10 protein-coding genes are annotated in these 12,440 nt (G+C 46.6%); 6 read left to right on the top strand and 4 right to left on the bottom strand.

What is annotated here, in order from left to right; translation table 11 throughout:
- Nucleotides 1-102: 102 nt before the first annotated feature.
- Together Q0R17_RS02390 and Q0R17_RS02385 are read right to left on the bottom strand one after the other, a co-directional pair.
- Complete coding sequence (locus Q0R17_RS02390) at nt 103-972, bottom strand: FimD/PapC N-terminal domain-containing protein (RefSeq protein ID WP_293931791.1); 870 nt, start codon at nt 970-972, stop codon at nt 103-105.
- Nucleotides 973-1,460: 488 nt separating this feature from the next.
- Entirely contained in the window at nt 1,461-1,985 is a 525-nt protein-coding gene (locus tag Q0R17_RS02385) for a fimbrial protein (RefSeq protein ID WP_293931790.1), read from the bottom strand.
- A gap of 229 nt (nt 1,986-2,214) precedes the next feature.
- Here Q0R17_RS02385 and Q0R17_RS02380 point away from each other — a divergent pair, with 229 nt between their 5' ends.
- The 3 genes from Q0R17_RS02380 (at nt 2,215) to Q0R17_RS02370 (ending at nt 7,177) form a co-directional block, all read left to right on the top strand.
- The gene (locus tag Q0R17_RS02380; RefSeq protein ID WP_293931789.1) at nt 2,215-3,399 is read left to right on the top strand and encodes a Bcr/CflA family multidrug efflux MFS transporter; all 1,185 of its coding nucleotides are present in this window, start codon (nt 2,215-2,217) and stop codon (nt 3,397-3,399) included.
- Nucleotides 3,400-3,683: 284 nt separating this feature from the next.
- Nucleotides 3,684-6,308 (top strand): alanine--tRNA ligase, encoded by a 2,625-nt coding sequence (gene alaS, locus Q0R17_RS02375; RefSeq protein WP_293931788.1) that lies wholly within the window; start codon nt 3,684-3,686, stop codon nt 6,306-6,308.
- A 191-nt stretch (nt 6,309-6,499) separates the two neighbouring features.
- Nucleotides 6,500-7,177: a peptidoglycan DD-metalloendopeptidase family protein gene (locus tag Q0R17_RS02370; RefSeq protein ID WP_293931787.1), complete on the top strand. Its 678-nt coding sequence runs from the start codon at nt 6,500-6,502 to the stop codon at nt 7,175-7,177.
- A gap of 124 nt (nt 7,178-7,301) precedes the next feature.
- Here Q0R17_RS02370 and Q0R17_RS02365 read toward each other — a convergent pair whose 3' ends face one another.
- A complete protein-coding gene (locus Q0R17_RS02365) occupies nt 7,302-8,270 on the bottom strand; it encodes a hypothetical protein (protein WP_293931786.1) in 969 nt (322 codons plus the stop codon).
- Between the two features lie 102 nt (nt 8,271-8,372).
- On the opposite strand from Q0R17_RS02365, the gene Q0R17_RS02360 reads away from it, so the two are divergent.
- Nucleotides 8,373-10,280 (top strand): UvrD-helicase domain-containing protein, encoded by a 1,908-nt coding sequence (locus Q0R17_RS02360; RefSeq protein ID WP_293931785.1) that lies wholly within the window; start codon nt 8,373-8,375, stop codon nt 10,278-10,280.
- Between the two features lie 194 nt (nt 10,281-10,474).
- On the opposite strand, the gene Q0R17_RS02355 is transcribed toward Q0R17_RS02360, so the two are convergent.
- A complete protein-coding gene (locus Q0R17_RS02355) occupies nt 10,475-11,257 on the bottom strand; it encodes an ABC transporter substrate-binding protein (RefSeq protein ID WP_293931784.1) in 783 nt (260 codons plus the stop codon).
- 650 nt (nt 11,258-11,907) lie between these two features.
- Here Q0R17_RS02355 and fdxA point away from each other — a divergent pair.
- Nucleotides 11,908-12,231: a ferredoxin FdxA gene (fdxA, locus tag Q0R17_RS02350; RefSeq protein WP_293931783.1), complete on the top strand. Its 324-nt coding sequence runs from the start codon at nt 11,908-11,910 to the stop codon at nt 12,229-12,231.
- Nucleotides 12,232-12,352: 121 nt separating this feature from the next.
- Nucleotides 12,353-12,440: 30S ribosomal protein S6 (locus Q0R17_RS02345; RefSeq protein WP_374759845.1), on the top strand; the 88-nt coding region annotated here is incomplete at its 3' end.

Raw genomic sequence — 12,440 nt, 5'->3', positions numbered from 1 at the left:
GAACTCAGGCAAAGACAAGCCTTTTTGCATCTGAATGCCATTGATGGGCATGATCCACCTCCGCAAAGAAGAACGTTCGTTCACTTTACGCCGCGCGAATGGCTAAATCAAGGGCTCCTGAGCAAGAGACATAATCAGGTTTGTTTTAGCAACGCCCCTTACCTCTGGTGCATAGCCTTGTAATGCAGGGGGCAACATACGATCATCGCTATTTAACGCGATTCCGCTATAGCGAAAAGAATCAAATAAATCTGAGCCTAGATAATTATCACCGATGATTAAAGTAGAATTGATACTTGGCAATGCACGGTAAGCGTAAATACGTGACCAATTGAAACGATCCTCCGTTTCTACCCCTCCTTGATTCCCGCCCTGAAAATCGCCTCTAAAACGCCATGCTCCCCAATTGGCACCTAGTGTTCCATACACACTTAGCTTCCGCTCAATAGGCTTATTTTTAAATCTTGACTCATAAGCAGTGGCACTATAATCCAGCATTAAACTTGGCAATCCATCATCCCAAAAAGCTGGGGGAACCCAATCTGCATCAGCATATTCCATATAAGCCAAAGGAATGCCTAGCGCAATATAGCCCTCATTGATGGCATTACGGACACTTACACCTTTCAATTCACTAAAATCAGCACACTCGCCATTATGCCAGTATGAAATTAATTTAATCGATTCATCTTTTAAGCCTAACTTAGCAAGCACATCAGGCGTAATACAGGCCTCTGCGCTTTCTTCTGCTAATCCGCGGGAGTGAAACATTACTGGTAATTCAGGAATTAAAAAATTATTTGATTTAATTCCTAATATATAGCGGCCTGGCAAAACATAACCAACTTTAGAGAACACAGACAAATCAATATTTTCGCGATCAACAGCATCTAATACGCCAACATTAAATTCTACAGCGCAACATATAGTGGGAATAAATAAAATAGTACCCAGTAGTTTTCTATTAAACACCCCATCCCCTCTTTTATAAAAAAACACAGTAATATAGCAATAATTTAATATTACCAGTCAGTATGACGATCTATATGGGCGCGCAAAAATGTTGGTTAATTTAAAGCCACGGCAAACAACTCATGGTGAAATCACGACCCACTGTAAACACTATTTTTATCAAATAAAAAAAATCTTACAGGAACTACTTAATTGTTAAATTAACTAGATCTGCTTTTATACGGAAGCACAAGCCAGAGCATAGCGAGCCTCACCCCTGATAAAAACAATCAAGAACAGTGCGGCCTTGGCATTAGCCAAGCACTCTAAGCATCAATTTTAATTAAGAGAAACACGGGATTGTATTGGGTGCAAAACAAGAACATCGTTATGCACCCTTATGCACAGAGCATTAACAAAATAAGCAATAACTTTTCTAGTTGTTACTCACACAAAAATCGAAGCAACATTTAATTAAAGCCTCATTAATGTTAATTAACAAAAACTTTTTATAGGTAATTTAATGTAAATGTCACTGTCGCCGTAAAGTTACCCGGTTGAATATCATCCGCACTTGCCGCCGCCGAGATAGGCTTCAAATAAGCATTAAATTTTAAATCATTCTCGCCAGCTAGCATTGGAACTGCGGCACTCGCTGTACCCAACACCATTGGAACACCATAAGAATCGTCGATCTGAATTCCAGCCCCTTTAGTCGTTCCCTCAAGAGCCAACAAGCCATCTTTAGCTGCTCCACTAAAAGTAATCGTTACATTCTTTTTAGTTGCAACAGTGCAATCTTCTAACTTGATTGTGAAGTTAGATTTAAGCTTGCCATCCTTTGAATAAATGGATTTATTTGAAATAGCGCCCATAGGAATAATTTGGTTTTGTGTTGAAGCTGAAATTGAGCATGGCGCATCAATAATCGAACCTTCAAATTTAACGGTACCACTGCCCTCATCCGCAGCAAATACAGAGCCTGCAAACAACATCGAACACGCCATAACAGATACAATAGATTTTAGCTTCATAGTATTTATTCCAAATAAAATAACTAGGGATTAGTGAGCCATATACATACAGATAGCCATATGGCATTAGCGCCACCGACAGATGCAATTTTATGCTCATTAAATTTAAATCACACGTCAGCACAGACTCAATTAAGGCGAGAAAATTCTTTTACTGCTGTAGGAAAAATCCTGCAGTAGTTCGCACAAAAAAACGGTAACCTTTCCTACATTTAAAGAAGTACAACACATGCGCTATTTCCCGCCTTGGCTGCTCTTACTGGGTGCGCTTACCGCGCTTGGCCCGCTTTCCATTGATATGTATTTGCCCAGCTTCCCTGCTATTTCGCATAGCTTGGGGGCCACGCCCGGCTCGGTACAGCTCACGCTTGCCAGCTTTTTTATTGGCCTTGCCATAGGCCAAGCAATTTACGGCCCGTTTAGTGATCGATTTGGCCGTAAGCCACCGCTTTATTTTGGTCTTGTGATTTATATTCTGGCCACCATAGGCTGCGTCTTTGTCACACATATCGATCAGCTGATTGCTTTGCGCTTTTTGCAAGCCTTGGGCGGCTGCGCAGGCATGGTGGTTTCCAGAGCCGTAGTCAGGGATCGCTGCAATGTGCAGGAAATGGCCAAAGCTTTTTCTACCCTGATGCTGATTATGGGGCTCGCCCCAATCCTGGCGCCGATTGTGGGCGGATGGGTGGTTACCACACTGGGCTGGCGCGCCATCTTTGCTTTTCAAATGCTGTTTGCGCTGGCTTGCTTAATTAATGTGCATTTCTTTTTTAAAGAAACACACAATACCCAGCACAGCCCAGCACTTGAATTGGGCAAGGTTTTAAAAGGCTATGCAGCCCTGATCCGCGACAAAGCCTTTATGCGGCACACCCTAACGGGCTCGCTGATTATGGGTGGCTTCTTTGGCTATATCGCCGGATCGCCCTATATTATTATCGAGTTATTCGGTGTGCCCGCCGAGCACTTTGGCTGGATATTTGGGAGCAATGCAGCGGGTTTTATTATTAGTAGCCAATTTAATGCGCGTGCACTTAAAACCCATAGCACCGCTAATCTACTCAGACGCGCGCTGTATTTACCGGCTATTTCTGGGCTAAGCCTGTTTTTGCTACAAATTTTTGGCTTGCTTAACTTCCCGCTTTTGCTGCTGGGCTTATTTGTTTTCATCACCAGCATGGGCTTTATCACCCCAAACACCTCGGCAATGGCTTTGCAACACCAAAGCAAACAAGCCGGGCTGGCCTCTGCTCTACTTGGCACCTTGCAATTTGGCTGCGCCACACTGGCTGGTTTATTAATGGGCTTGTGGCACGACAACAGCGCACTCCCCTTGCTGACGCTATTGGCAGCATGTGGCACAGGCGCATGGCTACTGAATCGGACAGGGCCAGCGGCAGTTGTAAAGGCTTAAAGATGACTCATCGTGTCGCCCTCTTGGGCGACACCTGACTGAGGCAACGCCATACAATTCTATAGGAGCGATGCAATCGCACTTGATCATGGCAAATCAGCCCAAGCACCAAGACTCGCCCTTCTTCTTACCTCCATTCTTTTGGCATTAAAAATACGCCAGCAAGCAGTCAGATTCACTCGCCCAGCTGCAAGCTCACTCCCTGATTAACAGGGCGCTACCCTGATGATGGGCTTTCATTTAGAATTGATACTTTCGTATTCACCGAATACCGACCTTACACTATGAAATCAGCCGAAATCCGCCAGAAATTCCTCGACTTTTTTGCCTCTAAAGGCCACCAAGTTGTTAACTCCAGCCCGCTTGTGCCAGGTAATGATCCAACGATCATGTTTACCGTGGCCGGTATGGTGCAATTTAAAGATGTGTTTTTAGGCTTTGATAAGCGTAATTACACCCGCGCCACCACCAGCCAAAAATGCTTACGCGCAGGCGGCAAGCATAACGATTTAGAAAACGTGGGCTACACCGCGCGTCACCATACTTTCTTTGAAATGCTCGGCAACTTCAGCTTTGGTGATTACTTTAAGCGTGATGCCATTCATTACGCTTGGGAATTTCTAACTGGCCCAGAATGGCTAGCGATTCCTAAAGAAAAGCTAATGGTGACGGTTTACGCCTCGGATGACAAAGCGTATGAAATCTGGAACCAACAGATCGGCATTCCCGCAGATAAAATTATCCGCATTGGCGACAATAAAGGCGGTGCTTACGCCTCAGATAATTTCTGGGCGATGGGCGATACCGGGCCTTGCGGCCCTTGTACCGAGATTTTCTACGACCATGGCGATCATATCTGGGGCGGCCCTCCAGGCAGCCCAGATGAAGACGGCGATCGCTTTGTAGAAATCTGGAACAACGTGTTTATGCAATTCAACCGCGATGCCGAAGGCGTGATGCACCCGCTACCTAAGCCATCGGTTGATACCGGCATGGGGCTAGAGCGTTTGTCCGCACTCTTACAAAAAGTGCATACCAATTACGAAATTGATTTATTTGTTGCACTATTACAAGCTGCGGCCCAAGAAACCGGCGTGCCTTACAACCAAGATACGCCGTCGCTCAAAGTGATTGCCGATCATATCCGTGCCTGTTCATTCCTGATTGCTGACGGCGTATTGCCAAGCAATGAAGGCCGTGGCTATGTATTGCGCCGCATCATTCGCCGTGCGGTACGCCACGGTTATAAGCTTGGCCAAAAAAGCGCCTTCTTCTACAAACTGGTTGCCCCCCTTGTGGCGGAAATGGGCCATGCCTATCCCGAGCTAGTACAAAAGCAAGCTCAGATTGAAGACTTGCTCAAATACGAAGAAGAGCTGTTTGCCAAAACACTAGAAAACGGTATGGCGCTGCTCGATACGGCTCTGGCTGGTGGCAAAACCGTATTAGATGGCGCAACCGCGTTTAAATTATCCGACACCTACGGCTTCCCTATCGACTTAACCGCAGACGTATGCCGTGAAAAGAACGTCAGCGTTGACATGGAAGGCTTTGAAGTTGCCCTTAATACCCAGCGTGCGCAATCCAAGGCGGCCGGTCAGTTTAAAGCGGTAACGGGCTTAGAATACGATGGCAGCGCCAGTGTTTTTCATGGCTATACCGAGCACAGCCGTGAAGCCAAAGTATTAGCACTGTACAAAGGCAATGAGCCAGTACAAGTATTAAACGCAGGTGAAACAGGCGTTGTGGTACTTGATCACACGCCATTTTATGCAGAATCTGGCGGCCAAGCAGGTGATGTTGGGCAGATTTTTGCTGGTGATATTTTGTTTGACGTGACGGACACGCAAAAAGTGAAGTCCGATGTATTTGGTCACCAAGGTATGCTCAGCAACGGCAATTTAAACGTCGGCGACGCCGTTATCGCCAGCATTGACATGGGTAAGCGCCAAGCCAGCCAACGTAATCACAGCGCTACCCACTTGCTGCACGCGGCACTGCGCACCGTGCTTGGCACACATGTGGAGCAAAAAGGCTCGCTCGTTACATTTGAGCGCACCCGCTTTGACTTTAGCCAACCACGCCCAGTGACCACAGCCGAAATCGCCCAGATTGAAGCGCTGGTCAATGAAGAAATCATGCTTAACGACGCAGTATCTGCCTCTGAGATGAGCTTTGACGACGCGATTGCCGCCGGTGCCATGGCCCTGTTTGGCGAAAAATACGGCGATGATGTGCGCGTATTACAAATGGGCAAGTTCTCTACTGAGCTTTGTGGTGGTACCCACGTGGCCCGCACGGGTGATATTGGCCTGTTTAAAGTGGTCAGTGAAACGGGTATTGCCGCTGGAATTCGCCGTATCGAAGCAATTACTGGCAGCGCAGCATTGGCAGTGATTCAGGCACAAGACAGCGAAATCAAAGCCCTCGCAGCGATGACGCAATCCAAACCAGGCGAATTAGCGGCCAAGCTAGAAAAACTTCAAGGCGAGCTAAAATCTGCACAAAAAGAAATTCAGGGTTTGAAAGGGCAGATGGCTTTTGCTCAGCTAGACAACTTACTAGGCGGCGGTTTGCGCACTATTAAGGATGTGAAGTGTCTAGGTGCGGTGGTAGAGGGTGCCGATGGCACAGTACTGCGTGAAATGAGCGATAAAGTCATGGACAGACTGCAAAGCGGCATTTCACTACTGGCCAGCGTAAGCGAAGGCAAAGTTAGCTTAATCGCCCGCGTAAGCAAAGATTTAACCGGCAAAGTCAAAGCCAGTGAGCTGGTCAACTTTGTAGCGCAGCAAGTGGGCGGCAAAGGCGGCGGCAAGCCTGATATGGCCCAAGCGGGTGGTACTGAACCAGCAAACCTAGATGCGGCACTGGCAAGCATTCCAGCTTGGTTAACTGAAAAGCTGTAAGTACAGTATAGGATGGCGATTTCTTGCCCACGCGGTGATGCACGATAATCCGCGTGGCGCAGTAGCCTCCTCCAATACACAATGGGCGACTCTTCAGTCGCCCATTTTTTTGCGAGAAAGCTTTACCATGCAGTTCTGTCAAAAATACCTAGGCAAACGCTGACGCAAAAGACAGTGTTAAAATCAGCCTTATGCCTACCTTTCCTCTCCTCCGCCGCTACGCCCTATTCTCCACCCTGCTAATCAGTGCTTGTGGCACAGCACCTGTTAACAATGGCTCACAATACGAAGTAAAAGCGGGTGATACGCTCTATAGCATTGCACGCAACCATAATTTAAGTGTGAGCGAACTACAGCGTCTGAATCAACTTAGCGATAACACCATTCAAATTGGCCAGACTCTCGCGGTAAAACCAAACCCCAAAGCGGCCAGTGTAAGCACCCCAAGCAGCAAGCCCACGCCTAGCAAACCCAACCCAGCCCCAGTAGCTAGCAAACCCAGCCCCGCAATTAACCTAATCTGGCCAAGCAAAGGGCCAATACTGCAAAACTACAATGGCGGCAGCAATAAGGGAATTGATATTGGGGGCGAGGCAGGCTCGCCCATTTATGCCGCAGCAAGTGGCAAGGTAGCCTATGCCGGCAATGGTATACGCAGCTACGGCAATCTACTGATTATCAAACATAATCAAGACTACTTAAGCGCTTACGCTCACAACCAGCGAATCTTAGTTAAAGAGGGCGATATCATTAAGCAAGGACAACAGGTGGCCGAGATGGGAAGCTCGGGCAGCAACAAAGTGAAATTGCATTTTGAATTGCGCTTTAAAGGTAAGGCGATTAATCCTAAGCCGTTTCTAGCCCAATAATGCGATTAAGCGGAGGGATCAAGAATGCGTAGCCCACGAAAAACACTAAATATACAAAATGGCCAATAAACACAGGGCTTGTTCGTATTTTTTGTGTATTTCGTGGGTGAAAATAATTTAGTGCTTAAAACAAATAGCCCAAGCCAAACAAAATCACATCGGTGTCTTTGTCGTAATCTGTAACGGTTCTATTCCAAGCCACCCTTGCCCGCCAATGCTCGCTAAAGCGATAACTCGCCGCCATAGTAACCAAGCCTGCCACCGAGTTTTTATCTAGGTCAGGGCGATTATTTCTGTACTGCTTACCTACCGAGAAATAAGGCCCAACACCCAAGCCAACGGTAAATTTATCGTCAAAAAACCCTGGTTCATACCACGCTTGCAAGGCGATTCCGCTACGGCGCATGCGATCGGTTTCACCTTCTTGAATATATCCAACGGAGGCTTTCACCCCTGGTGCAAAAGTATAGCGATACTCTAAAGCCCCTGAATTGGCCGTTTCTGAGCCAAAGCTATTAATGATGGTTTGCCCATAATAGGCCGCCACTTCTTGCTTGCCGCGAGCACCTGGCCAGCTAGGATCATCAAACGCCATTGGCGATAACCGATAACCCATACCCAGCATAATTGAGTTGGTATCAATACTGCCCGAGGTGCTGATGTGATTAAGGCGTAGCTGGTATTGCCAATCGCTTTCGCCCTGCCAAGTGGCTTGCAGGCTAAAAATCCCGCCCCAGCCATGGTCATTTAAATAGCCACGGCCATCCACCCTTTTTGGGGTGGTATCAAAATAACGATAGGGCCCTAGCCCCGCTGCCAAGGTTAGCTTTGGGTGTAAAGCTTGGGTTTTGCCCCAAAATTGAAAGGTGTGCCCATCCCGATGGTGATTATCCACATGGCCTTCATTTAGCCAAGAAAAGCTGACCGCCATATTTTCATTTAAATCATGCAAATACGACAAAGTCCAAGCATAGGAGCTTTGCTCTTGCTTGGTACTATTCATTGCCCCTGCCAACACAGACAAAGAATCAGCATGAGCCAGCGGAGAGAACAGCGCCGCAGAAAGAATAGAAAATTTAATCCAATCGCCCATATTCATCCTATTTAATTCAATAAACACAGCTAAAAAAACTATCCCACTTACACAAGCTCTAATGCGTTTAAAATGCCCACAACCTACTTATAGAAGAAAACCATGCACGAACTGGAATGGGATGGCGAACATCAGGCTATTTTTAACTGGCTACAACAGCCTGACCAGCACCAATCTGGGCTTATCTGTGCGCGTGCAGGCACCGGAAAAACCACCACACTGGTTGCCGCCTATAAGCAGTTACGCAGCCAAGGGCACACGCCGTTGGTGCTTACATTTTCAAACAGTGGCCGCGATACATTTATTAAACGCTGCCGCAGCCACTACCCTGAGCTTCCCCCGCCACAAGCTTACACATTTGATGGCTATGCCCTTAGGTTATTTTCCCAACATTCCGGCCGATCCCGCCTAAAACCTCGGCGTTTACGTCCTGATACGCTGGCTAATTTAATCGACATGGCCATGAATGAAGCCATCGACATCATTAACGATAGCCTGCTTGAGGACGAAGTGCGCATCGCTCGCGACAGTCAGACCTTGTCCATGCTGCTGCAGTTTATCGACGACGCGAAAGTAAGTCTGTCATTTAATACCCGCCCATTCGTGCTATGGGGCGATTTAGATGAAGAAGAAGATGAGTACGATACAGACGATGCCCTGATGCACCTTGGTATTAGCCGCCAACGTTATCGCCTATTCAAACGCTTTGAAAACGCCCGCGAGCGCTTGGAGTTCCTTGCCCCAGGCGATGCGGCCTTTGATCTGCTGCGTGAACCAGAAATCATTGCCAAAGATTTAAAGCAACTTGGCATACAGTGGGTATTGGTGGATGAGTTTCACGATACCAAACCCGTACATGAACAAATCCTGCGGCATATGCACGCTGCGGGCATCCGTATGCTAGCCGTGGGCGACGATGCGCAAGACATCTACGAATGGCGCGGCCTAGTCCCTTTTTCAGCATTTAAAGCGTGGCAAGCCCAATCAGCCCCCTTTGGTTTATCCCGCTCATTTCGCTTTGGCCGCCCGCTGGATCAAATTGCCACCCGCCTGATTAAACCGCTGGGCAGCAAGATTGAAGTGCGCTCTAAAGCCAACCACTACACCCGCCCCAAGCTGCGAAAAACGAGCAACGACTGCGATACCAGCGCGCTGCTTGAGGGCTGGCAAGCCACAGGCCGCAGTCTAAACGAATGTGCAATCTTAGTGCGCGAAGCCGACCGCAGCAAACCAGTAGAAGACGCACTATTTGCAGCAGGCATCGCTTACCGCATGGAGGGCAGCCGCCCTTATTTCTTACGCCACGCAGCGCTACTCTGCCAAGCCATCGCCTACTTAGCCAATAGCAGCAAGGGAATAGATAGCAGTGATGTGGATGCGTTTTTAGCGCTGATTCAATCCCCCATTTGGGAAATCACTGAAGAGCAAATTAGCAACTTCCAAAAAGAGCTAATCAGCCGCGATCACGAAAACAAACCGCTCTACCGTCTAGATTGGCTACCCGATGCTTACGCCATCTTAAAAGGCCTGATCCCTGCCGATATCGCCCACTTGGCCTTTGTAAGAATAAAAGACAGCAAAACCCCGCTGGCCATCCGCCTAGAAGAACTTGTCGATCAACTGAATTTAAAACCACTCGTAGCGCTAAGCGCCCCAACTGCCCGCACCGCCAAAGCACGCTTACAGCTTTTTAAAGCGCTATTAGCCGACCTTGCTGCGATGGGGCCAGATGCACTGCAAAAAGACTGGCAAAAGCGCCGCCTACGCTATCAACACTTTAATAAAAATCGTGTCGTGGTCAGCAGTGTGCAGCAAGCAAAAGGGCGCGAATGGGCGCATGTGATCTTGCCGCAACTGGGTGCTTGGCAATTAAAAGATGGCCCAGACAGCGCTAATGAGCGCCGTCATCTTTATGTGGCCATTACCCGCGCCCGTGAATACCTAAGCATTTTAGGGAACGACGCCAACATTGCGCACAGCCTATGGCTAGCAGAAATCGGTATTAAATAAGCACTGCGGCACACGCTTACCCACACAAACTACCCGCTCAAAAGGCAAATAAATAATCTCGCCATTTTTTAAAAATAGCGGGATTATTTTATTAACTACTTAGCCAGTCCCAAGCAAAAAATCAGCCAATTCACACCGCTTGTTTTTATTATTTTTCAATAAATATTTTTTAGACTTAAGTGCCGCTATAAAATCTAATTAAATTGCGCCACCATTTTTTTAAATTCTGCAGATTCGCGCATATTGGCAAGCGTCACCCATATTTGCTTGGCTAATTTTGGATTTCGCGTATAAAAATCGTTCGATATTACTAAATAATAATTTTTATCAACTAGGGGAGGCCCTATTTTTTCTATTCGTTTTGAAAAAAATCGTTTATTCCTCAGCTGCATATCCCCTTCTTTGGTCGGCAATGCCACAGCACCAACCCGGCCCACCATTAATTTTTTAAAATTAATTTCTGCACTACGCGTTTGATCATCCACCTTTGTCCCTAACTCTTTGAGCTGTGGAATAACGGCAAAACCAGATTGTGCGCCAACAATCCCCCCATAGGGATTAAGCAGCCGCTCACCGTCCCAATTAATACCACTTCCTTTTAATCTATAAAGGCTATAGCTATCTGAGTGGAGTCTTTGATCTATATTAGGTTTATTTCCTAACATAGGATAATGACCAATATCTAGTCTTTCTGCGCCAAAGCTAAGGTTAAACGCTCCACTCACATGATTATTTTTTAATTCATGTAAACACCTCACCCATGGCAAAGGCCGCATTTCAAATTTTACTTTTAATTTTTTAGCAATCATTTTTAATAAAATAATATCTAAACCCGGCCGACCTTTTAAAACCCATGGATATGAGTCTTCTTCCTCATGGCAAAGCACAATATTTTCAGCTTGGCCTGCTGCGGAAGATGGCGCTAAATAAACTGCAAATAAAGCAACAACCAGTACCTTGCAAAGCTGTAGTTTCATGATGACCTCTTGTATCTGTAGTGCAATAAACAAGAAACCTTAATCATCTGCACTAAGTGTGTAAAAAAAGATGCACATCTTTTCCGCCAGTAAAATCTTAACAAAAACGCATATAGAAGATAAATATTTACCACTTTCAGCACCTTATAAATGCACCTTTTACAATCGATCCTACACTAATAGTCAGCCCAATAACTATTGAAGCGGCTTGCTTTAAGATTGCAACAATCTGGCGTCATAAATTGCCTACGGTTTTCATGTAGACGCGCCTCAAAGACTGCGAGAAAATTCCACTCATAGAATGAGCTGGCTTTGCAGGGGATTACCATCATTGCTATGCCAACTACCTGCAGCCTAGGGCAAGATCATAAAATGCATCGGGAATATTTATAATCTAGCAATGCCAACATCTAGGCTTGAATAACCTAGCCCCTGCCGTGTCTATAATACCCGCCCTTTACCAGGCAAAACCCTAGTTAAGCACACACCCGCATATCTAATAGATACACAGTTATCACCGCTGATTCTTTATAAATAACTATCACATTGCTTCTAAGCCCCTGAGCTCTGCTAAAATCCAATCCTTGCGCCTTATTAGAATAAGCGAATAAGCATCTACAGGGCCCAGCCCCATCAACAAGGATTCAATCATGACGTACGTAGTGACCGACGCCTGTGTGAAATGTAAGTACACAGACTGCGTTGATGTATGCCCAGTGGACTGTTTTAAAGAAGGCCCAAATTTTTTAGTGATCGACCCCGATGAATGCATCGATTGCACGCTATGCGTTGCAGAATGCCCAGTCGAGGCTATTTATGCCGAAGACGATGTGCCTGCTGACATGCAAGATTACATCGAGCTGAACGCAGAGATGTCTAAAATATGGCATACCATCGTCGAGAAAAAAGACCCGCTGCCTGATCATGAAACATGGTCTACAGTGACTGGCAAGTTCGATCAAATCGAGCGGTAAGCAGCGCACAGCTAGATATTGCTTGAGATCTACTTACTTATCCGGTATGATCCGCCCCTCTTAACAACCCTTGCTTGACCGTAGTCGCACGCGGCAGGCTTAACATCCATAAGGAGATGTCATGCGACATTACGAAATCGTATTTATCGTGCATCCGGATCAAAGCGAACAGGTTCCAGCGATGATTGATCGCTACAAGACCCTGATCA

Source organism: Iodobacter sp. (assembly GCF_025352645.1).
In the GTDB taxonomy this organism is placed as follows: Bacteria; Pseudomonadota; Gammaproteobacteria; order Burkholderiales; family Chitinibacteraceae; genus Iodobacter.
Note: the sequence above shows the minus strand (reverse complement) of the source record. Positions and strands in the feature narration are given on the sequence as shown.

What these genes read in the sequence shown, in the direction of transcription:
- Q0R17_RS02385 (WP_293931790.1), bottom strand. Translation starts at nt 1,985, where the DNA reads ATGAAGCTAAAATCTATTGTATCTGTTATGGCGTGTTCGATGTTGTTT.
- Q0R17_RS02380 (WP_293931789.1), top strand. Translation starts at nt 2,215, where the DNA reads ATGCGCTATTTCCCGCCTTGGCTGCTCTTACTGGGTGCGCTTACCGCG.
- alaS (WP_293931788.1), top strand. Translation starts at nt 3,684, where the DNA reads ATGAAATCAGCCGAAATCCGCCAGAAATTCCTCGACTTTTTTGCCTCT.
- Q0R17_RS02370 (WP_293931787.1), top strand. Translation starts at nt 6,500, where the DNA reads ATGCCTACCTTTCCTCTCCTCCGCCGCTACGCCCTATTCTCCACCCTG.
- Q0R17_RS02365 (WP_293931786.1), bottom strand. Translation starts at nt 8,270, where the DNA reads ATGGGCGATTGGATTAAATTTTCTATTCTTTCTGCGGCGCTGTTCTCT.
- Q0R17_RS02360 (WP_293931785.1), top strand. Translation starts at nt 8,373, where the DNA reads ATGCACGAACTGGAATGGGATGGCGAACATCAGGCTATTTTTAACTGG.
- Q0R17_RS02355 (WP_293931784.1), bottom strand. Translation starts at nt 11,257, where the DNA reads ATGAAACTACAGCTTTGCAAGGTACTGGTTGTTGCTTTATTTGCAGTT.
- fdxA (WP_293931783.1), top strand. Translation starts at nt 11,908, where the DNA reads ATGACGTACGTAGTGACCGACGCCTGTGTGAAATGTAAGTACACAGAC.